This is a genomic window from Brevundimonas sp. G8, from assembly GCF_902506205.1.
In the GTDB taxonomy this organism is placed as follows: Bacteria; Pseudomonadota; Alphaproteobacteria; order Caulobacterales; family Caulobacteraceae; genus Brevundimonas.
This window is the reverse complement of sequence record NZ_LR732816.1, coordinates 2,860,721-2,883,119: the sequence shown is the minus strand read 5'-3', so window position 1 is coordinate 2,883,119 and position 22,399 is coordinate 2,860,721. Positions and strand designations below refer to the sequence as shown.

The following is a 22,399-nucleotide window of genomic DNA, read 5'->3' as shown; positions in this document are numbered from 1 at the left end:
GGCGTGTGACCGACCTTCCTTCCCTCCGAGAAACCCTCGACGCCCACGGCCTTTCGGCCAAGAAGAGCTTCGGCCAGCATTTCCTGCTGGACCTCAATGTGACGCGCAAGATCGTCCGCATGGCGGGCCCGTTCGAGGGCCGCGCGGTGATAGAGGTCGGCCCCGGCCCTGGCGGCCTGACGCGCGCCCTGCTGGAATCCGACGCCGGTCCTGTGGTTCTGGTGGAAAAGGATCCGCGCTTCATCCCCCTGCTGACCGAACTGGACGACGGCTCCGGCCGCCTGACCATCGTCGAGGCCGATGCGCTGAAGGTGAAGGAGGCTGATCTGGTCTCCGGCCCCGCCCATATGGTCTCCAACCTGCCCTACAACGTCGGCACCCCCCTGCTAATTAAATGGCTGACGGGCCCCTGGCTGCCGCACAGCCTGACCCTGATGTTCCAGAAGGAGGTCGCCGAGCGCGTCGCCGCAGGGCCAGGCGAAGACGCCTACGGCCGCTTGGCGGTCATCTCCCAGGCCGTCTGCACCGCACGCATCGTCATGCATCTGCCCGCCGCCGCCTTCACCCCGCCGCCCAAGGTGGCCTCCGCCGTGGTCCACCTGGTCCCGCTGGACGAACGCCCGTCGCCCGAACGGCTGAAGAAGCTGGAGCGCGTCACCGCCGCCGCCTTCGGCCAGCGCCGCAAGATGCTCCGCTCCAGCCTGAAACAGCTCGGCGGCGCCGCCCTGTGCGAGGCCGCCGGCGTCGAACCGGACGCCCGCGCCGAGACCATCGACGTGGCGGGCTTCCTGCGTCTGGCGGATGCCCTTGCCTGAGACTGCCATGACCGTCGAACCCTTCCGCGCCATCTCCGTCAGCCGACTGGCGCACCAGTTGAAGGCCGAAGGCCGGTCGATCATCCATATGGAGTTCGGCCAGCCCTCGACCGGCGCCCCTGCCGCCGCCATCGCCCGCGCTCACACGGTGCTGGACGCCGACGCCATGGGTTACTGGGAAAGCCCCGACCTGCGCGCCCGCATCGCCCGCCTGTATAACGACCGCTACCGCGTCACGGTCGATCCCGACCGCATCCTGCTGACCTGCGGCGCCTCGCCGGCCCTTGTGCTCGCGCTCAGCACCCAGTTCAAGTCCGGCGACCGCATCGCCCTGGCCCGTCCCGGCTATGTCGCCTATCGCAACACTTTGCGGGCCCTGCACCTTGAGCCGGTAGAGATCGCCTGCGGCCCCGACACCCGGTTCCAGTTGACCGCCGCCCAACTCCAAGCCCTGGATCCCGCCCCTGCCGGCGTCATCATCGCCAGCCCGGCCAATCCAACCGGCACCATCATCCCCGATGCCGAACTCGCCGCCATCGCCGAGGTCTGCCGAGCGCGAGACATCGCCATCGTCTCCGACGAGATCTATCACGGCCTCAGCTACGTCGGCCCGACCCCGTCGATGCTGCAGTTCGCCCCCGACGCCGTGGTGATCAACAGCTTCTCCAAATATTGGAGCATGGCCGGCTGGCGCTTGGGCTGGTTGCTGGTCCCCGAGGCCCGGATCGACGCCGCCCGCGCCTATATCGGCAACATGTTCCTGACGCCGCCCAGCCTCAGTCAGCACGCCGGCCTGGTCGCCATGGAAGCTGTCGATGAGTTGGAGGGCCACATCCACAACTACGCCCGTAATCGCGAGCTGATGCTGGACGCTCTGCCTGCTCTGGGTTTGAAGAAGATCGCCCCGCCGGACGGCGCCTTCTACATCTGGGCCGACATCGGCCATCTGACGGACGACAGCGTCGCCTTCTGCGAACAGTTGCTGCGAGACACCGGCGTAGCCACCGCGCCCGGCGTTGATTTCGACCCAGTCGATGGCCACCGCTTCATCCGCTTCAGCTTCGCCGTCTCGACGCCCGAGATCGAGGACGCCCTGAACCGCCTGCGCCCCTGGTTCGCCGCCCGAGCCTAGGCCGCCGCCCTTGCCGCAGCCGACGTCGCGCGGTGCAGGGCGTCGTACAGTTTCCTGGGCTCCAGCGGCTTGGCCAGCCAGTCCGTCATCCCGGCGGCATAGCAGGCCTGAACCTGCTCGGCCTCCGTCCCTGCGCTAAAACCGATCACCGGCACGGCGGCGTTAAGGCCGCCCGAGGCGCGCAGCCGTCGCGTCGCCTCGTTACCGTCGATGCCCGGCATGTTCACGTCCATCAGCACCACGTCGAACGCCCGCTCGGCCAGCAGCGACAGCGCCAGATGCCCGTCCGATGCCGTCGCCAGATCCACGTCCAGCGGCTGGAGCACCAGAGAGATGGTGCGGCGATTGATCTCGTGATCGTCAACGGCCAGCACCCGGATTCGGCGCGCCAGCACCGGCGCCGCGGCGTCTAGGCTGTCTTCAGCCTCCTTCGGCTCACCTGCAGGCAGATCGACGCACAGAGTAAAGGCGGCCCCCTGCCCCGCCACGCTCGTGACCGTCAGGTCGCCGCCCATCAAGCGCGCCAGTTCCCGGCTGACGGTCAGGCCCAAACCTGTCCCGCCATAGGTGCGCGCCACCTCGGCGGAGCCTTGCGCGAACGGCGTGAACAGCCGGCTCATCGCGTCGGGCGCAATACCCGCACCCTGATCGGTGACGGTCAGGGTCAGACGATCGCGGCCGTCGGCGCGCGGCGCTTCGGCCTGCAGCCGGATCGTGCCGGACGGCGTGAACTTGATCGCGTTGGACACCAGATTGTTGATGATCTGGCGCAGGCGGTAGGGATCGCCGCGCAGCCAGACAGCGTCGCCCTCTACGCCTGACATTTCCAGCGTCAGCCCCTTCTCCGCCGCCGGCGCCGCCCAGAACCGCGCCGTGTCGCGAACCAGGTCGCCCAGCTCGAAATCGCGGCTCTCCATCGACATCGCCCCCGCCTCCATCTTGGAGTGGTCCAGCAGATCGTTCAGCATTCCGGTCATCAGCTGCCCGGCGTCAATGATCAGGTCGGCGGTCTCCTCGCGCTGCTCAGGCAGCTTACCGCCGCGAATGACGTGGGCGCCGGCCAGGATGGCGCTGACGGGCGTGCGCAGTTCATGGCTGACGATGGCGGCCATCGCCGCGCGATCCGCCATGGCCGCCTGCGCCTGCTCCAGACGCTGCTCGGCCTCGGCGCGGGACTGGACCTCGGCTTCGCGCGACCCGTGCACACGCCAATAGATGTTCAACACCATGCCGACGAACAAGGCGGCGGACAGGGTCATGACCACAACGCCGCGCGTATCCCCTTGCGTCACCTTGATCACTGGCATCAGCGCCAAGGCCGCAAGATAGGGACTGCCGCCGATGAAGAAGATCATCCGTGAGGCGATGCCGGACGCGACATTGGTCAAGAGCCCGCCCGCCATCGTCAAGGCGGCCAAGGTCACCAAGGCCGGATGATTGGTGGACCAAATGACCAGCGCGATTATGGCATAGGTTGTCGCCATGAGGGTCGTGGACGCCAGGCCGACGGCGACCGCCAAACGACTGCTTGACGGTTCTGCTCGCCTGAATGGCGCCATGGCCAACAGTTCCACGCCCTGCACCAGCACGGCGGCCGCCAGCCACAGCGGAATCCATTGCACCATCACGGCTTCATTCATCGCCCATGCCACCAGGGCGGCCAGCAGAAGCCTGACAGGCACCTGCTTGACGCGTTCTTTGGCGCTGCTCGCCAGAAGCGGTGCGATGGAATCCAGAAAGCTCATGATACCCCCGTTCACCGCCTATCGTTAGGTCAAGAGGGCGAACAGGACGTAAACCACACGCATTCGACAGTTAGGGAATGTCCCCTACTGCCATATTTACCCTCTGAAACCTTCCGAACGGCACAAGGGCTTCAGTAGCGTAGCGTTGAGTACCCCGCAGCGTCGCCGGCCCCTCACGGCCTGCGACGCTGTCTTTTTATTCAGACGACTTCGCGCAGCAGGGCCGTGCGATAATCCTCGACCCACAGGTTACGGAACCGGCGCGACCGCTCTGCATGATAGATGTGGGCCAGTTCGGCATAGGACCGGTCGAAGTCCTCGTTCACCAGCACATAATCGAAGGCGTCGCAGTGTTCGATCTCGCCCTTGGCATTGGCGACGCGGCGCTCGATCACGTCCTCGGCGTCCTGCGACCGCGTCACCAGACGGCGGCGCAACTCTTCCAGGCTGGGCGGCAGGATGAAGACGCGCACGGCGTCCTCCGGGCATTTCTCGGCGACATCGCGCGCGCCCTGCCAATCGATGTCGAACAGAACGTCGCGACCCTCGGCCAGCGCCCGATCCACCGGCGCGCGCGGGCTGCCGTAGCGATTGCCGTGAACGTCCGCCCATTCCAGGAAGGCGTCCTCGTCGATCAGCCGCTGAAACTCGGTGTGCTCGACGAAATTATAGTCGCGGCCATGCACCTCGCCTGGGCGAATGCCGCGCGTCGTCATGGAGACGGACAGCTCCAGCCCGCCATGGTCCGCCATCAACCGGCGACACAGCGACGTCTTCCCGGCGCCCGAGGGGCTGGCGACGATCAAGAGGACGCCCCGGCGGGGCGTGCGTTCATTCGACATTCTGGACCTGCTCACGCAACTGTTCGATGACGGCCTTGAGCTCCAGGCCGATTCCGGTGAGCGCGGTCGTAGCGGATTTCGAGCACAGCGTGTTGGCCTCACGCATGAATTCTTGCATCAGGAAGTCGAGTTTGCGCCCAGCGGGCGCCGAGGCCACAAGCTGGCGCGCCGACGCGACATGCGCCGCCAGCCGATCCAGCTCCTCGCGCACGTCCGTCTTGGTCGCCAGGGCGGCGGCTTCCAGGAAAATCCGGTCTTCCAGGCCCGGCGCATCGGGAGCAAGTTCGGAGATTCGGCGCGTGAACCGGTCGCGAATGGCCTCGACCTGCGCCGTCGCCTCGCCCTCGGCCTGGACGACGAACGCCTCGATCCGCGCGATGAACTCCTCGATCACCGGCGTCAGCTGCGCGCCTTCGTTGTGGCGCGAGGCTTTCAGCGCATCCAGCGCCTCTTCGACGGTGCGGGCCATGGCCGCCTCGACCGCCGTCCGCGCTTCGGGATCGTCCACCTCTTCCGGGGCCTCGATCACGCCGCGCAGGGCCAAGAGGCCGTCGGCGGACGGCGGCGTCGCCCCGTCTTCGGCCAGTTCATTGGCCAGGGTCAGATAACGCGCCAGAACGGAAGCGTTGATCGTGACCGCCGCCTCGCTCGCCTCAACCCGCTTGGCTTGGACGCCGATGGTGACCTGGCCGCGTGCGAACCGAGCCTGACCCGCCGCCTTGGCCGACCGCTCCAGTGCATCGAAACCGTTAGGTCCCCGGAACCGAATCTCCAGATTGCGCCCGTTGACCGAGCGCGCCTCGACCGACCAGGTCCAGCCCTCGCCGGCCCCATCCGCCCGGCCAAAACCGGTCATTCCCGACAGGATGCTCATCGTGGTCCCTGCGTCGCGCCGGCCGGAAGGGTGATCGTCGCCTGACCGCCCGCGATGGGCGCCGCGGCCGGCTCGGTCGTCATCGGTGCCGCACTGGTCCCTGGCGTCACGGGTGCGGCCGCTTCCGGCGGCAGGCCCGCCTTTTGGCGTTCGATCTGACGCCAGCGCGCCACGTTTTGCAGATGCTCGTCATAGGTCAGGGCGAAGGCGTGTCCCCCCGATCCGTCCGCCACGAAGAACAATGCTGGATCGGCCGGCGGGTTCAGCACTGCCTTGACCGCCTCCTTGCCCGGATTGGCGATGGGCGTCGGCGGCAGGCCGTTGATCTGATAGGTATTCCACGGCGTCGGCGCCAGCAGTTCTGAACGGCGGATGCCGCGTCCCAACGGCCGTCCTTTGGTCACGCCATAGACGATGGTCGGGTCGCTCTCCAGCCGCATCCCGGCCCGCAGCCGGTTCGAGAACACCGCCGCCACGCGCGGACGCTCGGCCGCCAAAGCCGTCTCCTTCTCCACGATGGAGGCCAGGACCACCGCCTCCTCAAGACTGCGCGCGACCGTGGCCGGCGAGCGCTGGCTCCACAGCAGACGCAAATTCTCGTTGGCCGCGCGCTGCATCCGGTCGATCACCGACTGGCGCGTATCGCCGCGCGAAACCTCGTAGGTGTCGGGCCACAGACTGCCTTCCTCGGGCGTCTGCGCCACCGTTCCGGTCAGCGTCGGTTCCTTGTTCAGGATGTCCACGGCCTGCAGCGACGACCAACCCTCAGGCAGGGTCACGAAATGGCGCACCACCCGCCCCTCCACCAGCAGGTTCAGCACCCCGGCCAGGGACGTACCGGACGGCACCTCGTATTCGCCGGCTCTCAGCCGACGATCCGCCCCGGTCAAGGTCGCCGCCGCGCGGAACAGATCGGTCGAACGGATCACCCCCGCCGCCTTCATCCGCGCCGCGATGGCCGAGACGCCCGATCCGCTGGCCAGGGTCACGACCGTCTTGTCGCCCTGCCGCGCCGATGGTCCCGGCGCATAATAGATGGCCCAGACCGCGATCAGCGCGGCGAGCAGGAACAGGCCGAAGGTGGCGGACGCGGTCAGCAGCGAGACCGTGAACCCCGACCGCCCGCTGGACTTTTCGACCCGTCCCCGCCCGAACATCTCAGTCGACCTTCTTGAAGATCACCGAGGCGTTGGTGCCTCCGAAGCCGAAGCTGTTCGACATGGCCACATCGATCTTCATCGGCTTGGCCTTGTTGGGCACCAGGTCGATGGGTGTCTCCATCTCCGGGTCGTCCAGATTGATGGTCGGGGGCGCGACCTGATCGCGGATCGCCAGCACGCAGAACGCCGCCTCGATGGCGCCGGCTGCCCCCAGCAGGTGGCCCGTCATCGACTTGGTCGAGCTGACGGTCAGGTTCTTGGCGTGATCTCCCGCCAGGCCCTCGATGCCTTTCAGCTCGATCCAGTCGGCCATGGTCGAGGTGCCATGGGCGTTGACGTAGTCCAGGTCCGACGGCTGCATTCCTGCACGCTTCAGCGCCATCTTCATGGCCCGCACCCCGCCTTCGCCGTCCTCGGACGGGGCGGTGATGTGATAGGCGTCGCCGCTCATGCCGTAGCCGACGACCTCGGCGTAGATCTTGGCCCCGCGCGCCTTGGCGTGTTCGTATTCCTCCAGCACAAGAATCCCGGCGCCCTCGCCCATGATGAAGCCCGCATGGCCCTTGTCATAGGGACGCGACGCCTTCTCCGGCGTGTCGTTATAGGCGGTGCACAGCGCCTTGCAGGCCAAAAAGCCCGCAATACCGATCGGCACGACCGAGCTTTCGGCCCCGCCCGCCACCATCACATCGGCGTCGTCCAGGGCGATCATCCGGGCCGCGTCGCCGATGGCGTGGGCGCCGGTGGCGCAGGCGGTGACCGCGGCGTGGTTCGGGCCCTTCAAGCCGTGGCGGATCGAAATCTGCCCGCCCGCCAGGTTGATCAGGGCGCTGGGAATGAAGAAGGGGCTGACGCGGCGCACGCCCTGTTCTTTCAGGACGATGGCCGTCTCGGCGATGGGGCCCAGGCCGCCGATGCCGGAGCCGACCATTACGCCGGTGCGTTCCTTGTCCTCGTCCGTCTCGGGCTTCCAGTTCGCGTCAGCCAGGGCCTCGTCCGCCGCCGCGATAGCGTACAGGATGAAGTCGTCGACGCGCTTCCGATCCTTGACCGACATGATCTTCTCGGGATCGAAGTCACCCTCGCCGCCGCCGCCGCGCCCATCCACGCTTGGGATCTCGCCGGCGATGGTGCAGCCATAGCCCGTGGTGTCGAACGACGTGATCGGACCGATGCCCGAGCGTCCCTCGACGATACCCTTCCAGCTCTTCTCGACGCCCCAACCCAAGGGGGTCAGCAGACCGATGCCCGTAACGACGACGCGGCGCATGGTGCGTGCTCCTTCAACTTTATCCCAGCCTTCGGAATCACATAGGGATTCGCGCGGGTCAGAAACAGTAAAGGCCGCCGGGCGTCTCCGCTAGGAGCGCCGGGCGGCCCTGTGAACCGTCAGCCTGTTCGGCCGATATCGGCGACTGAGATCAGCCGGCCGACTTTTCGTCGATGAACTTGACCGCATCGCCGACCGTCTGGATGTGCTCGGCGGCGTCATCCGGGATCTCGATGTCGAATTCTTCTTCGAAGGCCATCACCAGCTCGACGTTGTCGAGCGAGTCGGCGCCCAGGTCGTCGATGAAGCTGGCCTTTTCGGTGACCTTGTCCGGATCTGCGTCCAGATGGTCGATGACGATCTTGCGAACGCGCTCGAGGGTGTCGGACATGAGTGTCTCTCTGCCTGTTTAAAATCGCCGTAGAGGCGGGGGTAGCTCAGAAATCGCCGTCTCACGGCAGCGAAGGCGACGCAAGCCCGAAAGCCCGAACCGCCGTTGCATCAAGCCCCTTTAGCACAGGCTTTCGGGCTGGAAATAGTCTGTTGCGCGTCGTGATGACGGCAACCGACCTTAAATCATCGCCATGCCGCCGTTCACGTGCAGGGTCTGGCCCGTCACATAAGCGGCTTCGTCGGACGACAGATAGACGGCGGCGGCGGCGATCTCGTCGCCCGAACCCAGCCGGCCCGCCGGAATACGGCCCAGGATCGTGTCGCGCTGTTGGTCGTTCAGCACATCCGTCATCGGCGAGGCGATGAAGCCGGGCGCGATGCAGTTGACCGTGATGCCGCGCGAACCGACTTCCTGCGCCAGCGACTTGGAAAAGCCGATCATGCCGGCCTTGGACGCTGAATAGTTGGTCTGGCCCGGATTGCCGGTCACGCCGACAACCGACGTCACGCCGATGATTCGCCCCGAACGGCGTTTCATCATCCCCTTCACCGCCGCGCGGGTCAGGCGGAAATAGGATTCCAGATTGACGGTCAGGACGGACTGGAAGTCCTCGTCCTTCATCCGCATCAGCAGGCCGTCCTTGGTGATGCCGGCGTTGGCCACCAGAATGTCCAGCGGCGACCCCGCCGCCGCCTCGGCCGCAGCGACCAGATTATCGACCGATTCCGGGTCCGACAGGTTCGCCGTGGCGAAATGCGCCCGCTCGCCCAGTTCCGTGGCCAGATCCGCCAGCACCGCCTCGCGCGTGCCCGACAGCACCACGGTCGCGCCCTGGGCGTGCAGCGCCCGCGCCACCGCCCCGCCGATCCCGCCCGTCGCGCCTGTCACCAGCGCGGTCTTGCCTGCAAGATTGAACATCTGTTCCCTCTATTCCTTCCGTCATCCTCGGGCTTGACCCGAGGATCAGGCGCTGTGCGGCGCCGATGTCGATAATGGCGCTCAGACGCCGAAGTGCGGACGGTCTGATCCTCGGGTCAAGCCCGAGGATGACGACCTTGGGGGTTCACAACGATTTGGCGAACGCTTCCAGCTCTTCCGGCGTGTTTAGCGGCAAACTCTCCGCATCAGGCGCGATCCGCTTGGCCATGCCCGTCAGCACCTTGCCCGAGCCGATCTCGACGAAACGGGTGACGCCGCCCTCTCTCGCTATCCATTCCATGCTCTCGCGCCAGCGCACGCGGCCGGTCACCTGTTCGACCAGCAGGCGGCGGATCACTTCCGGGTCGCTTTCCGGCCGCGCCAGCACGTTCGCTACGACCGGAACGACTGGCGCCACGATGGTCGCCGAAGCCAGGGCCGTCGCCATCTCATCGGCGGCGGGCTGCATCAAAGGACAATGGAAGGGCGCCGAGACGTTCAGCGGGATCGCCCGCGCGCCGAGTTCCTTGGCCTTCTCGATGGCGCGGTCCACGGCCGCCTTCTCGCCCGAGATGACGATATTGCCGTTGTTGTTGTCATTGGCGACCACGCAGACGCCGATTTCCGAACCGGCCGCCGCCGCCGCTTCCGCCAACGCCAGATCCGTTTTGGGTCCGATCAGCGAAGCCATCGCGCCGCGCCCCACCTGCACCGCGCGCTGCATGGCCTGACCGCGCAGCTTCAACAGTCGCGCCGTATCCGACAGCGAGATCGAACCCGCCGCCGCCAATGCAGAATATTCACCCAGCGAGTGACCGGCGACATAGGCCGCCGTCGCAACGCCGAAACCGAACTCGACCTTCAGCGCCCGCATCGCCGCCATCGACACCGCCATCAGGGCGGGCTGGGCGTTCTCGGTCAGGGTCAGCTGGTCCTCGGGGCCTTCGCGCATCAGAACCGACAGCTTCTGGCCCAAAGCCTCGTCCACCTCGGCGAAGACGTCGCGTGCGGACTGAAAGGCGTCGGCCAGTTGAGCGCCCATGCCGACGGCCTGGCTGCCCTGGCCCGGAAACAGAAGTGCGAGGGTCATCGACCCCTCCCTGAATCATTGATCAAGGCGCGGACCCGTAAGGCCAGACTTCCGTCAGGGCAAGCGGCGGCTCACTGAGCGCGGCGGGCCGACACCTCGATCCGCACCCCGATCATCTTCGACACCCAGTCGGCCGTGGCGTCCGACGCCATGCCCAGGTCCAGCGCCGTTCGATCCAATTCCAGCGCGCCCTCGACGCGGGCGACGCCATCGGTTTCGGTGAATCGGAAAGGCAGGACCACGGGAATCGTCGTCGCCTTGATGCGCAGCGTTCCTGTCGCCTCGTAACGATCACCGCCCAGCGATCGGAAAGTCCCCGCCTCGAAACGTGCGACGGGATATTGCTCGGGGTTAAGCCATTCCGGCCCTTGCAGAGACCCTTCCTGCGTCGGATCGCCCGTCCGAGCGGATGCCGTCTGAACGGTCACCACGGCCTTGGACCCCGCCAGATCGGCCGGATCGAACCAGACCTGACCCTGCCAACGCTCGAAGCGACCCTCGAAGCGCTTGCCGGCATGGGTTCCACTAAAGCCGATGCTCGACGCCGCTGGATTGATGGTCCACCCCGTCGCCGAGCCTGGCGTGACCGGGGCATCGGCAGCGGGAACTGGGGCCGCGACGGGCGTCGTCGCAGCGGCGACCTGGCTCTCAGGCAGGGCATAGGGACGTGCAGCGATAGCGCCCGCGACGCCGACGGCCAGCACCAGCGCAATACCGACGGCCCGTTCGACCCAGGGTGACGACGGCGCGCGCCCGACCGCCGCATGGCCAGGTTTCAGGCCAGGGACCATGTGGCTCAGCACGCCGTCCCGATCGATGAACTGATGCTTCAATGCCGCACCGACGTGCAGCACGATCAGAACCACCGCCCCCCACGCCATCAGCGAATGGGCGCCCATGGCCTGGAACGCCAGCGCCCGTCGCATCTGGATCGACAGTTCGGCGACGCCCGGCAGATGGGGGACCGGGAACAGGCCAAACCAGCTGGTCGCCACCTCCAGCGCCCGATCCTGAGACACCGCCCAGCCGGCCGACACATATAACCATCCGGTCAGCGGCAGAGCCAGGAGTAGCGTGTAAAAGGCCACATGCGTCGCCCCGGCCGCGAACGCCTCCCACCGCTTCATCCCGCCCGGCAGAGCCGGCGGACGGTGGGTCAGCCGCCAAACGATCCGCACCACGGTGAGGGCCAGGATCAGGAAGCCGATCGACTTGTGGATCTGGAAGACCCGATAGGCCAGGGCCTGGCTGTCAGGCCGTTCGATCGCCGCCGTCATCCACAACCCCATCGGGATCATCGACAGGATGAGCAGCGCGATGGTCCAATGCAGGGCGATTGCGACGGGCGAATAGCGGCTGTTGGCGTTCGACATGAAGACTTCTGATCGTTTGATTACAAAAAAGGGCGGCGGATCGATCCGCCGCCCTTTGGGTCTTGTCAGTTCGCCGGAGCGGCCGGCGCGGCCCTCTGGATGAACTCGCCGTCGAAGCGGATCGTCACCTCATCGCCCACGGGGCCGACCGCCATGCCGAAGTCTGAGCGCTTGAACTTGCCCTCGGCCGCGAAACCGACGGCAGGAACCTGAGCAAAGGGATGACGCTCGATCTCGCCATTGAATGTGGCGTCCAGCGTTACCGGATGGGTCTGACCCAGGAAGGTCAGGTTGCCGGTTACCTTGGCCGTCCGCGCGCCTGTCTTCTCGACGGCCGTCGAGGCGAAGCTGATGGTCGGGAAGCTTTTGGCGTTGAGGAAGTTGGGACTATTCGCGATGTCGTCGTCCCAGCTGGTGAAGCCTGAGCCACCGTGCGACGCCTGATAATCCGCAGGATAGGCGGCGCTGACCGAAGTCGGGGCAATGGTCGCCGTGATCCTCGAGTTTTCCAGGTTCGCAGGGTCCAGCGACAGCTCGGCCTCGACCTTGTCGAATCGCGCCGTGTAATGAGAGATCGTGTTGTGCAGCAGCGACCACTGCAGCGTCGCGTGGGTCGGGTCCAAGACGTAGACGCCGGCCGGAGCTTTCAGGGTCACAGGCGCTTCCGCTTGGGCGGCTGGCGCAGCGGGCGCCTCGCCCGGCTTGTTGCAGGCCGCCAGCAAAGCCAAGGCCGACAATGCCGCGATATATGCGATCTTCATCCAGAAACTCCGTTCAACAAATGACGACCCGCTCTAGATCGGCTGGATTTGTTTTGCAACAGTTTCTGTTTCTGATTTCGTGACTGTGCTAGATAATAGCACCACGTCAGTGATCCGTTCGCGCCGAGGATTGGCTTAGAGGCGTCCCGTTTTTCTCAATAGTCGATCCCGCGCCGCATTGACGCGAATGGCCAGGCCTTCGGTGCCGCCTTGGTCCGGGTGGGCGCGCGCCATGGCCCGCTTCCACGCCGCGCGAACTTCGGCCTCGCTCGCGCCTGGCCTGACGCCCAGCACGGCGCGCGCATCTGCTTCGCTGATCGGTTCAGATCGGATCACGGGCCGGATACGCGACGACCAGGCCAGATAGAGGCCCGCTCCCGCCAGAGCGGCAGCCGTCAGCCACGACCCACGAAACGCCGCCAGGGCGGCGCCGGCCAGCATGACCGCCCCCAGCAGGGTCGCAGTCACACGCCAATGCGCCCGTCCGCGTCGCTCGGTCTGTCGCCCAAGTCGCACCAGCGCCCAGACGGCGATCGCCGCCAAGGCCAGCCAAATCAGGCCCATGGAGAAATCAGGCCGCCACGTCCAAAGGGCTGAGCGCCTGTTCCAGCCCCATGGCCTTCATCAGGTTGCGCATTTCCTGGCGCGCGGCGACGTGGGCCAGCGACACCGCCACCGGCCGGATATCGTTGGACAGGTCCGCCACTGTCAGGCCGAACGGGAACAACTCGCGATAGATCACCCGGTCGCGCAGGCCCGGTCCGACGCGGAAGCCGACGCGCTTGGCCAGCTTGTTCATCCGCTCTTCCAGACGCTTGCGGTTGCGCGCCTCTGCGACAGCCAAGCGGTTGGTGACCACCAGCCAGTCGATGGTGGCGTGACGCCCCTGGGCGATGGCCCGCTGCTTGCGCGCCTCCCAGACGCTCTCGGAATAGATCGACGGTTTCAGCAGATCCAGCGTCACCGGATCGACGTCGCCCAAGAGGTCGAAATCGACGAAACTGTCGTTCATCGGCGTCACGATCTGGTCGGCGCGGGCGTGTGCCGCGTTCGAAACGGCCGTATCCCCGCCAGGCGTATCGATCAGGATGCAATCCACACCCTGAGCCGCCGCCTCGTCGAAAGCGCGCTCGAACACGGCGATCTGTTCGGCGACATCCGCCTTGGCCAGGGCCTTGCCGTCGCCCATATCGGGGATGAAGGGCTGAGGCAGCGTCTGTCCATTCGCGGCCAGCCAGGCCAGGCGATTGTGGAAGAATCGCTGCATCGACCGCTGGCGCAGGTCCAGGTCGATGATCGCCACCGTCCGACCGGCATGCAGCATGCCTGTCACGATATGGATGGCCAGGGTGGACTTGCCCGCCCCGCCCTTTTCGTTGCCGAGGACGATCACATGCGGCTGCGTCATTCGAGGGAATCCTCTGTGCCGACCACGCGACTCAAACTGCGCGGTCCTAGGTCCGGCGAGACTCGGCCTCAACGCCGCAAACGTCAACGGAACCTTAACGCAGACCTGTGGACGGCGAGCGGGCGGTCCTCAGCTGTTGCGCGCGCACCATGCGTCCGCGACATCGGCGGATCGGCATACGGCGGCGGCGGTCTCGGTCGAGACCGGTCCGACCTTCAGCCGCGTCAGGCTGCGGCCGTTGACCTGAACCGTCTCGAACACCGGCGACAGGCCCGCCAGATCGGACCTGGCCCCCAACCGCGCCCACGCCTGTTGCGCGCCGGCGGGACTGGAATAGGCACCGAGCTGGATCGTCCGTCCTTCAATCGGGATGTTCAGACTGGCGGGACGCAACAGGGGCGCATGGATCCGCGCGACCGCCTCGTCCGCCACCGCCTTGGCGACGGCGGGCGCCGCCGCCTGGACCACGGGCTGGGTGACGCGGATGACAGCGTCGCGCAAACCCGTATCCTCAACCTCGTGACGAATGCCGGCCTGGACGTCACGCGCATCCCACATGGCGTGCGGGTCCATCACGGCGACCTTGACCGGCGTAAACCGGGCGGGACGCAGGCCAGCTTGTTCGGCAGCTCGGCGTGGGCTGTCGGGCTTCAACGGAATGTCGATCGCGGCGACGTTCTCGGCCATCGCGCTGAAGCGATGCGGATTGCTGTCCACCGCGCCGCAGCCGGCCACGGCCAAGCCACTGGCGCAGGCCAAGGCGATCAGAACTGGACGGGTCGCTTCTGCGGGCGTCATAAGCACGACCCTAGAGCCCAGACTTTGCGGTCTGGTGCATCAACAGGCTTAAGCGGAAAGGTTAATCGCTTCATAATGATAGACGCCGCCCCCCTCCCCGTCGTCCGCACCGTCGCCGAACTGCGTGCGATCATCCGGGACTGGAAACGACAAGGCCTGAGCGTCGGCATGGTTCCGACCATGGGCGCCCTGCATGAAGGCCACCTGACGCTGGTGCGCGAGGCCGCGCGCCGCGCCGACCGCGTCGTCGCCTCCAACTTCGTCAATCCGACCCAGTTCGCCGCGCACGAAGACCTGGGCAAATATCCCCGGCAACAGGAAGAGGACGCGCGTCTCCTAGCCGGCGCCGGCTGTCACCTGATGTTCGCCCCCTCGGCCGAGGAAATGTATCCCGACGGCTTCGCGACCAGCATCGCCATGGCCGGCCCCGCCCTGGGCCTGGAGGGCGATTTCCGGCCTCAGATGTTCGGTGGCGTCGCCCTGATCGTCACCAAGCTGTTCAATCAGGTGCAGCCTGACGTCGCCGTCTTCGGCGAGAAGGACTATCAACAGTTGATGGTCATCCGCCGCTTCGTGCGAGATCTGGACCTTCCGGTCGAGATCGTTGGCGCGCCGACCGAACGCGACGGCTGGGGCCTGGCTCTGTCCTCGCGCAACGGCTACCTGACCGAGACAGAGCTTGAGACCGCGCGGCGTCTGAACGGCATCCTGGCTGAGGCCGGCGTCCAGGCCGCCAGCGGTCGCCCCCTGCCCGGCGTCGAGCGCGAAGCCTATGCCGCCATCCTGAAAGCCGGATTTGAGCGCGTCGACTACGTCGTCATCCGCCACGCCGAGGATCTTACGCCGTTCCGCAACGACATTGTCGACGCGCCCGCCCGCATCCTGACCGCCGCTTGGCTGGGCAAGACGCGGCTGATCGACAATATGGCCGTCTGAAACGAAAAAGGCTGCATCCGTTCGCCGGATGCAGCCCTTTCTGGATCAGCCGATCGCGCCGACGCAGCCCTCGGCATCGCCCGGCGCCAAGGCGGCGTCAGTCAGGGCGATGGTCCAGCCGTGATGCGTATTCAGCCCCCAGCGCCGCGCGCCGCCGCCATCGCCTGCGTCCCCACCGGCCGTCACCACGACCCGACGCCCCTTGGGCAAGGCCGGCGGATCTATCTTGCCCACGGCCAGAGACGTCGGCGTCTCGCCGCCGTAACCGTCGAACACGCTGAGCATCGACCATTCGCGACGCAGGCCCATCCACCAGGCGTCCTCGGTGTTGATCGCCAGCACCGCGATCCCGTGCCCTTCGGCGGCGAAGGCCAGAGCCTTTTGCGGATCGCGCACCATCCTGATGTCGGCGGCGGCGCCGAAGCGCAGGCGGGCGCCGTCATAGGCGCGGGTCGGCTCGATCGGCGCCCAGACTTGGACCTGGAGACGGCCCTGGCGCGCCAGGCCCCAGCCGACGATTTCGCGCCACAGATGCTCGACCGCCTCGGCGTTCTCGGGCTGGGCCTGCGTCAGCATGCGCGAAAGCACGGTCTGCTCCCGGTCGGGACGCAGCTTGGTATGCGGTCCGCTGGGCGCATCCTTGGCGCGGCCGACGGTGGCGGCGACGGCCAGGCGCTGCTCGAACAGGGCAAGAATCTGGTCGTCGATGCTGTCGATTTCGGCGCGCAGGGCGGCGAGCGCCTGCTGCTCGGGCGTCAGGTCGACCATGTCAGGCCACACTTGCTGGACGTTGGAATTGGGCATGGGATTGGGCTTTCGGCATTCTGAATTTCGATATGTGCAGGGGCGAACAGCCGCTCTGGTTCAGAGCGGTCGCCGGTGAGACTGTCAGGGACGGAGTGCGCCCGACGCCTCAGCCGGCGTATCGAAAGCCGTAAAAGCCGTAGCCAAAATAGAGGCCGGAAACCGCGCGCGAACGGTCGGAAGAAACAGAAAGAGCGCGCTGGCGGGACATGGTCCGGTTCCGGTTATGCGGATCGTTTTGCGATCCGTGCAGGTCTTAAGGACGCAAAGACCGTGCGCCGTCAACCCTCAGGGAAGCTCAACAGGACAAAACGCGTCTGATTATCGCTGGAATCCTGCAAGTCGTTGCGCAGGATCGACAGGCCATAGACCTCGGCCGCGCCGACCGGGGCGATGGCGGCTCGCGTCGGATCGCCCGCTTCAGCGACATCGCGCGCCGCGCCAGCGGTGTCGAAATGCTCGATCACCTCGACGTTCAGGCCGGCCAGCGTGCCTTTGCACTGAGCCAGGGCGATGGGGTGGCTCTCGACCGTCTTGATATCCGACAGCCGCGCCCCCGGCGTCGCCATTAGCGCATGACGGATGGGCCGCCAAACCTCGGCGACCGGCTCCACGCCAAGCCCGCCCACCAACGTCGCCGCCGGCTCAACAACGCCGATGGTCGAGTTCTCGACAGGGATCAGGGCGCAACCGCAGTTACCGACCCTGAGCGCATCCAGAGCCTGGGCGAAGGTCTCGAACGCCACCGCCTCGTCCCATGGCCGCAAGGCCAGACAGGCCTCGTGGCTGAACGAGCCGGGCGCGCCCTGATAGGCGACCCGACCGGGCTTGTCGTCAATCTGGGCCGCAACTTCCATTGATCACTACCTTCGAAATCGGTTCGATCTGGCGCTGCAGAGATGGCGTCACCATGACCGGATCGGCCCGCATTTGGGGCGCTGACGGCGGCTAGGCCGCCGCCGACTGCGCGACCCGTCCCGCCTTGAGGCGCTCAGCCACCAGGAAAGCCAACTCCAGCGCCTGGTCGGCGTTCAGGCGCGGATCGCAATGGGTGTGATAGCGGTTGGACAGGTCGTCCTCGGTCACCGCCTGGGCGCCGCCGATGCATTCTGTGACGTTCTGGCCGGTCATTTCCAGGTGGACGCCGCCGGGGTGAACCCCTTCCGCCTCGGCCACGTCGATGAAGGTCCGCACCTCGCCCAGGATCCGGTCGAACGGCCGGGTCTTGTAGCCGTTTCCGGCCTTCAGCGTATTGCCGTGCATCGGGTCGATCGACCAGATGACCTTGCGGCCAGACGCCTTCACTTCCCGCATCAGCTTGGGCAGACGTTCGCCCACCTTGTCGTGACCGAAGCGACCGATCAGCGTCAGACGGCCCGAAATGTTATCGGGGTTCAGCGCGTCGATCAGCGGCAGAAGGTCGTCGGACGTCATGGTCGGCCCACACTTCACACCGATAGGGTTCTTGATCCCCTTCATGAACTCCACGTGCGATCCATCAAGCTGACGCGTGCGCTCGCCGATCCACAGCATGTGCGCCGAGGTGTCGAACCATTCGCCCGATCCGCCGTCCAGACGTGTCAGGGCACTCTCGACGTTCAGCAGCAGGGCTTCATGGCTGGTGAACACTTCGACCCGACTCAGGTCCGGGTGAGTTTCGGGCGTGACGCCGACCGCCTCCATGAAGGCCAGGGCCTCGGTGATCTTGTCAGCCAACTCGCGGTACTGGGCGCCGGCGGCATTGTCGCCCGCAAAGCCCAAGGTCCAGCGATGGATGTTGTAGAGATCGGCATAGCCCCCGCCGGCGAAGGCCCGCAGCAGGTTCAGCGTCGAGGCCGACTGATTATAGGCCCGGATCAGGCGCTGCGGATCGGGCACGCGCTCTTCCGGCGTGAAACCCATGCCGTTGATGATGTCGCCGCGATAGCTGGGCAGCTCGACGCCGTCGATCTCTTCCAGCGGCGACGAACGCGGCTTGGCGAATTGACCGGCGATCCGGCCGACCTTCACCACCGGCTTGCGCCCGGCGAAGGTCAGGACCACCGCCATCTGCAGGATCAGGCGGAAGGTGTCGCGAATATTGTCGGTCGAGAACTCCTTGAAGCTCTCGGCGCAGTCGCCGCCCTGAAGCAGAAAGGCGTCACCCCGCTCTACCTGGGCCAGTTTCGACGTCAGGCGGCGGGCCTCGCCGGCGAAGACGAGCGGCGGCAGGGCGCGCAACTCGTCCTCGACGACGGCGAGGGCTTTGGGATCTGGATAGTCCGCCGGCATGTGCAGGGCGGTCTTGGTTCTCCAGCTATCGGGGGTCCAGCGTGTCATCGTGCAAGAATAGGGCTTTGCGCCTATCCAAACAACGAAAAGACGGATGGATTTTGCTGCAAAGCGTCAGTCTTCGGCGGGCGGCGCCTTTTCGGTCGCGGTTTCAGCCTTGCGTTCGGCCTTGGCCGCTGCCTTTTCGGCCGCCTTGATGGCCGCCGCGCGCTCGCGTTCCTGGCGTTCGAAGCTGTAGTTGGGTTTGCGGGCCATCGGCGTCCTCGTCTCATGTCTTAGTCTGAAGGCAAAGGTGGCGATGCATAGCGTTCAACGCAATCGCCAAATCCTGCCGCGCACGGATTGCTCGTCAGAGCAGCCGTTCCTTGCGGGTCAGAATCTTCGTCGTGGCGTCCAGCGTGATCAATATGCGAGCAAGAAGGGTCATGGCCGATAAACGCCTGACGGCATCCTGCGTTCACTCCCGCGAATCTTCGTCGCACCCATAAGCGAGCAACAATGACCCATCCCATCCTGCTCGGCGGCGTCGAGGCCGGCGGCACCAAATTCATCTGCGGCGTCGCGGACGCCAATGGCAGGATCGTCGAACAGGTCCGAATCGCCACCACCACGCCTGACGAAACGCTGGATGCCGTCGCCGCCTTCTTCGTCGAGGCCCAGTCGCGCCACGGCAAGCTGGCGGCGCTGGCGATCGGCAGCTTTGGCCCCCTCTCCCTACGAACCGACGCGGCCGATTATGGTGCGATCACGACAACGCCCAAGCCCGGCTGGAGCAACGTCAACCTGCTGGCCCATCTGCGGCGCACGTTGGATGTGACGATGACGCTGGACACCGATGTGAACGGCTCGGCGATCGGGGAACGGCTGTTCGGCAGCGGGCAAGGGCTGGAAAGTTTCTGCTACGTCACGATCGGGACCGGGGTGGGCGTCGGCGTGATGGTCAACGGCGCACCTCATGGCGGGGCGAACCATCCCGAAGCCGGTCATATCCGCCTGCCTCGCGCAAAGGGCGACGACACATTCGCCGGCACATGCCCCTTCCACGGCGACTGCCTGGAAGGCCTGGCGAGCGGCCCTGCGCTCCACGCCCGATGGGGCGCGCCGGCCGAGACCTTCGCCCGCGATCATCCCGCTTGGGCGATGGCGGCCGAATATATCGCCGGCCTCTGCACCAACCTGACCTACACGCTACGTCCGGAGCGAATCATCATCGGCGGCGGTGTGATGCAGCCGCATATGTATGGCTTGGTCCGGCACGCGCTGACACGGCAGTTGGGCGGCTATGACGCCAGCATCCGCGATCTCGATATGGAGGCCTATATCGCCGCTCCGACCGCCGGTGCCTCGGCCGGACTGATCGGCGCCTTCGCCCTCGCCTACCGCTCGGTCACAGGCCAATGGCCGCAAGACTGGGCGATGCAAGGCTAGATTGGAAATGGGAGAAATGGTGGACGCGACAGGGATTGAACCTGTGACCCCCTCGGTGTGAACGAGGTGCTCTCCCGCTGAGCTACGCGTCCTTGCCTTGCGGAGGCGGCGACATAGCCCGGTCGCCGGCCCTGCGCAAGAGTCCGTTTCAGATTCCGGCGGCGCGGACCCCTTCGGGCGTGTCGGCTTCCGGGTCGCCCGGTAACCAGGCGACATGACCGTTGTAGATGTCTTCGTTCAGAATGCCCTCCTCCTTGGCCACCAGCACCGGCACCAGCATCTGGCCGGTGACGTTGGTCGCGGTGCGCATCATGTCGATGATCCGGTCGATGGCCACGATATAGCCGATACCTTCCAGCGGCAGACCGGCCGTGGACAGGGTCAGGGTCAGCATGACGATGCTGGTTCCCGGCACGCCTGCGGTCCCCAGCGACCCCAACACCGCCGTCAGGCCGATCAGGATATATTGCGTCAAGGTCAGGTCGATCTTGAAATACTGGGCGATGAAAATCGAAGCGATGGCCGGATAGATGGCGCCGCAACCGTCCATCTTCACATTGGCGCCCAGGGGCACGGCGAAGGCGGCATAGGCCTGGGGCACACCCAGACGCTCGACTGTCTGGCGCAATGTGATCGGCAGCGTCCCCAGCGACGATGATGTCGCAAACGCCGTCTGCTGGGCCGCGAAGGCGCCGCGGAAGAAGCTGGTGACCTTTAGACCGTGCACCTTCAGCAGGCCCGAATAGACAATCAGGATGTGGAACAGGCAGGCCGCATAGATGGCGAGGATGAACTTCAGCAGCGGCAGCAGCGCCTCCCAGCCATAACCGCCGACGACCGAGCCGATCAGGCCGAACACGCCGATGGGCGTCAGCTGGATCACCCAGCGGGTGATGCGGAAGATGACGGCGGCGCCCTCGTCCACCAGGCGCCGCACTCCCTGCGCCCGATCGCCCAGCGCCACCAGCGCCATGCCGACCAAGGCCGAGAAGAAGATGATCTGCAGCACCTTGCCCTCGGCCAGCGCCGCGAAAGGATTGGTCGGCACCACGCCGATCAACACTTCGAGCGGCGTGGGGATCACCCGGTCCTTGACCTCGCCCAGCGGCAGGTTGGACAGGCCTACACCCGGATTGATGATGTGCCCGAACGCGAACCCGACCAGCACGGCCAGCAGCGACGTGATGGCGAACCAGACGATGGTCCGCACCCCCAGCCGCACGGCCCCCGCTCCCTCGCCCAGCTTGGCGATGGAGCTTGCGATGGTGAACAGGACCAGGGGCGCCACCACCATGCGGATCAGGTTCAGATAGACGTCGCCGATCGGCTGAAGCCAGACCTCGGCCCGCTCCCGCAGGATCAGCCCGGCGATGATGCCGAGGATGAAGCCGGCGGCGGTGCGCTGCCACAGCGGGATCTTGAAAAATCGGGCGAGCATGGAGTTGCTTTCAACAGGGGTGCGCCAATCTGTCCATCGCCGCGTCGATCCGCAACCGCACCGGCGATCATTCAGCCGACAGATTTCCTGTCCGCGTCCCTCAGAATTTCAGCGCCTTCATGACGTAGAAGTCCGACAGGATGCCGTCGATGGCCTCTTCGACATCCTCAAAATCGTCGATCAGGACGTCGGCACCCAGTTCCTCGACCGGCACGAGCGTGAAGCCGAAGGTGACCAGGATGCACGGCATGCCCGCATCCTTGGCCGCATCCGCGTCCGGCGCCGCGTCTCCGACCATGATGGCCCGATCGGGATCGCCGCCGGCCTTGACGACCGCCTCCTTCAGATGCGCGCCCGAGGGTTTGCGGGCGCTGACCCGGTCCGGCCCGACGATGGCGGCGAAATGCCGCGTCAGGTCCAGCTTCTCCAACAGCAGTTCCGACAGGTCCGAACGCTTGTTGGTCGCCACGACCAGGATCGCTCCGCGCACGCTCAACCGCTCCAGAGTCTCGACCACGCCTCCGTACGGCTGTGAACCGTCGGCGATGTGGGCGGCGTAATCGATCAGGAACCGCTCGAACAGTTCGTCGGACCGCGCCCGCTCGACCGACGCGCCCGCCGCCTCGAACCCGTGCGCCAACAGCGCCTGCGCGCCCGAACCGATCAGGGTCTGGGCCGACTCCATCGGCACGGCCGGCAGTCCCTCCTCGACCAGCAATCTGTTCAGCGTTCCGATCAGGTCCGGTGCGGAATCGACCAGCGTCCCATCTAGATCGAAGGCGATGGTCCAGCCTTCCAGGTCGCGATCGGTCATGGTCACTCTCTTTCCATTCGTCATCCTCGGGCTTGACCCGAGGATCGGGCGCCGCCCCGCGCGTGCGAAACGGCGACGCACCCGCGCTCGCCAAATCCGATCCTCGGGTCAAGCCCGAGGATGACGGA

23 protein-coding genes and 1 tRNA gene are annotated in these 22,399 nt (G+C 66.1%); 4 read left to right on the top strand and 20 right to left on the bottom strand.

Translation table 11 applies throughout. From position 1 onward, the window contains the following. The first annotated feature begins 5 nt into the window (after positions 1-5). Complete coding sequence (rsmA, locus tag CHRYSEO8AT_RS13905; RefSeq protein ID WP_159850962.1) at positions 6-815, top strand: 16S rRNA (adenine(1518)-N(6)/adenine(1519)-N(6))-dimethyltransferase RsmA; 810 nt, start codon at positions 6-8, stop codon at positions 813-815. A 7-nt stretch (positions 816-822) separates the two neighbouring features. Further along, the gene (locus tag CHRYSEO8AT_RS13900) at positions 823-1,947 is read left to right on the top strand and encodes a pyridoxal phosphate-dependent aminotransferase (protein WP_159850960.1); all 1,125 of its coding nucleotides are present in this window, start codon (positions 823-825) and stop codon (positions 1,945-1,947) included. On the opposite strand, the gene CHRYSEO8AT_RS13895 is transcribed toward CHRYSEO8AT_RS13900, so the two are convergent. From CHRYSEO8AT_RS13895 to CHRYSEO8AT_RS13835, 13 genes are all read right to left on the bottom strand, one after another. Next, complete coding sequence (locus CHRYSEO8AT_RS13895; protein ID WP_159850958.1) at positions 1,944-3,692, bottom strand: ATP-binding protein; 1,749 nt, start codon at positions 3,690-3,692, stop codon at positions 1,944-1,946. The two genes, CHRYSEO8AT_RS13900 and CHRYSEO8AT_RS13895, sit on opposite strands and share 4 nt — an antisense overlap. Before the next feature lie 200 nt (positions 3,693-3,892). Beyond that, positions 3,893-4,534: a guanylate kinase gene (gene gmk, locus CHRYSEO8AT_RS13890; RefSeq protein ID WP_159850956.1), complete on the bottom strand. Its 642-nt coding sequence runs from the start codon at positions 4,532-4,534 to the stop codon at positions 3,893-3,895. Then, positions 4,524-5,408, bottom strand: coding sequence for a YicC/YloC family endoribonuclease (locus CHRYSEO8AT_RS13885; RefSeq protein ID WP_159850954.1), 885 nt, complete (start codon positions 5,406-5,408; stop codon positions 4,524-4,526). Before CHRYSEO8AT_RS13885 ends, gmk begins: the two co-directional genes overlap by 11 nt. Then, a complete protein-coding gene (gene mltG, locus CHRYSEO8AT_RS13880; protein WP_159850953.1) occupies positions 5,405-6,565 on the bottom strand; it encodes an endolytic transglycosylase MltG in 1,161 nt (386 codons plus the stop codon). The genes CHRYSEO8AT_RS13885 and mltG overlap by 4 nt, the downstream gene beginning before the upstream one ends. 1 nt (position 6,566) lies before the next feature. Next, a complete protein-coding gene (gene fabF / locus CHRYSEO8AT_RS13875) occupies positions 6,567-7,838 on the bottom strand; it encodes a beta-ketoacyl-ACP synthase II (RefSeq protein ID WP_159850951.1) in 1,272 nt (423 codons plus the stop codon). A 151-nt stretch (positions 7,839-7,989) separates the two neighbouring features. After that, on the bottom strand, positions 7,990-8,229 hold the full coding sequence (locus tag CHRYSEO8AT_RS13870; protein ID WP_008264317.1) for an acyl carrier protein: 240 nt from the start codon (positions 8,227-8,229) through the stop codon (positions 7,990-7,992). 180 nt (positions 8,230-8,409) lie between these two features. Next, positions 8,410-9,150, bottom strand: a complete 741-nt coding sequence (gene fabG, locus CHRYSEO8AT_RS13865) for a 3-oxoacyl-[acyl-carrier-protein] reductase (RefSeq protein WP_159850949.1) — start codon at positions 9,148-9,150, stop codon at positions 8,410-8,412. Between the two features lie 145 nt (positions 9,151-9,295). After that, positions 9,296-10,240 (bottom strand): ACP S-malonyltransferase, encoded by a 945-nt coding sequence (fabD, locus tag CHRYSEO8AT_RS13860; RefSeq protein ID WP_159850947.1) that lies wholly within the window; start codon positions 10,238-10,240, stop codon positions 9,296-9,298. Between the two features lie 71 nt (positions 10,241-10,311). Beyond that, the gene (locus tag CHRYSEO8AT_RS13855; protein ID WP_159850945.1) at positions 10,312-11,613 is read right to left on the bottom strand and encodes a cytochrome b/b6 domain-containing protein; all 1,302 of its coding nucleotides are present in this window, start codon (positions 11,611-11,613) and stop codon (positions 10,312-10,314) included. A gap of 65 nt (positions 11,614-11,678) precedes the next feature. Beyond that, positions 11,679-12,374: a YceI family protein gene (locus tag CHRYSEO8AT_RS13850; RefSeq protein WP_159850943.1), complete on the bottom strand. Its 696-nt coding sequence runs from the start codon at positions 12,372-12,374 to the stop codon at positions 11,679-11,681. Positions 12,375-12,509: 135 nt separating this feature from the next. Next, positions 12,510-12,938 (bottom strand): molecular chaperone DnaJ, encoded by a 429-nt coding sequence (locus tag CHRYSEO8AT_RS13845; protein ID WP_159850941.1) that lies wholly within the window; start codon positions 12,936-12,938, stop codon positions 12,510-12,512. A gap of 7 nt (positions 12,939-12,945) precedes the next feature. After that, positions 12,946-13,782: a division plane positioning ATPase MipZ gene (locus CHRYSEO8AT_RS13840; RefSeq protein ID WP_159850939.1), complete on the bottom strand. Its 837-nt coding sequence runs from the start codon at positions 13,780-13,782 to the stop codon at positions 12,946-12,948. A 129-nt stretch (positions 13,783-13,911) separates the two neighbouring features. Further along, a complete protein-coding gene (locus CHRYSEO8AT_RS13835; RefSeq protein WP_159850937.1) occupies positions 13,912-14,580 on the bottom strand; it encodes an SPOR domain-containing protein in 669 nt (222 codons plus the stop codon). 75 nt (positions 14,581-14,655) lie between these two features. Between CHRYSEO8AT_RS13835 and panC the strand changes: the two genes are divergently transcribed. Next, positions 14,656-15,516 (top strand): pantoate--beta-alanine ligase, encoded by an 861-nt coding sequence (gene panC / locus CHRYSEO8AT_RS13830; protein ID WP_159850935.1) that lies wholly within the window; start codon positions 14,656-14,658, stop codon positions 15,514-15,516. A 45-nt stretch (positions 15,517-15,561) separates the two neighbouring features. Here panC and CHRYSEO8AT_RS13825 read toward each other — a convergent pair whose 3' ends face one another. From CHRYSEO8AT_RS13825 to CHRYSEO8AT_RS13810, 4 genes are all read right to left on the bottom strand, one after another. Beyond that, the gene (locus CHRYSEO8AT_RS13825; protein ID WP_159850933.1) at positions 15,562-16,320 is read right to left on the bottom strand and encodes a chorismate mutase; all 759 of its coding nucleotides are present in this window, start codon (positions 16,318-16,320) and stop codon (positions 15,562-15,564) included. A 281-nt stretch (positions 16,321-16,601) separates the two neighbouring features. Beyond that, complete coding sequence (locus CHRYSEO8AT_RS13820; protein WP_159850931.1) at positions 16,602-17,177, bottom strand: prephenate dehydratase domain-containing protein; 576 nt, start codon at positions 17,175-17,177, stop codon at positions 16,602-16,604. Between the two features lie 91 nt (positions 17,178-17,268). Continuing rightward, positions 17,269-18,639, bottom strand: coding sequence for a class II 3-deoxy-7-phosphoheptulonate synthase (locus CHRYSEO8AT_RS13815; RefSeq protein WP_159850929.1), 1,371 nt, complete (start codon positions 18,637-18,639; stop codon positions 17,269-17,271). Positions 18,640-18,705: 66 nt separating this feature from the next. Then, positions 18,706-18,846 carry a hypothetical protein gene (locus tag CHRYSEO8AT_RS13810; protein ID WP_201304447.1) on the bottom strand — a complete coding sequence of 47 codons (141 nt, stop codon included), beginning with the start codon at positions 18,844-18,846 and terminating at the stop codon, positions 18,706-18,708. 243 nt (positions 18,847-19,089) lie between these two features. Here CHRYSEO8AT_RS13810 and CHRYSEO8AT_RS13805 point away from each other — a divergent pair, with 243 nt between their 5' ends. After that, positions 19,090-20,019 carry an ROK family protein gene (locus CHRYSEO8AT_RS13805; protein ID WP_159850927.1) on the top strand — a complete coding sequence of 310 codons (930 nt, stop codon included), beginning with the start codon at positions 19,090-19,092 and terminating at the stop codon, positions 20,017-20,019. A gap of 17 nt (positions 20,020-20,036) precedes the next feature. Here the strand turns inward: CHRYSEO8AT_RS13805 and CHRYSEO8AT_RS13800 are convergent. The 3 genes from CHRYSEO8AT_RS13800 to CHRYSEO8AT_RS13790 form a co-directional block, all read right to left on the bottom strand. Continuing rightward, positions 20,037-20,111, bottom strand: a tRNA-Val gene (locus tag CHRYSEO8AT_RS13800). Positions 20,112-20,167: 56 nt separating this feature from the next. After that, positions 20,168-21,457, bottom strand: coding sequence for a dicarboxylate/amino acid:cation symporter (locus tag CHRYSEO8AT_RS13795; protein ID WP_159850925.1), 1,290 nt, complete (start codon positions 21,455-21,457; stop codon positions 20,168-20,170). Positions 21,458-21,557: 100 nt separating this feature from the next. Further along, positions 21,558-22,271: an HAD-IA family hydrolase gene (locus tag CHRYSEO8AT_RS13790; RefSeq protein WP_159850923.1), complete on the bottom strand. Its 714-nt coding sequence runs from the start codon at positions 22,269-22,271 to the stop codon at positions 21,558-21,560. Between the last annotated feature and the right edge of the window lie 128 nt (positions 22,272-22,399).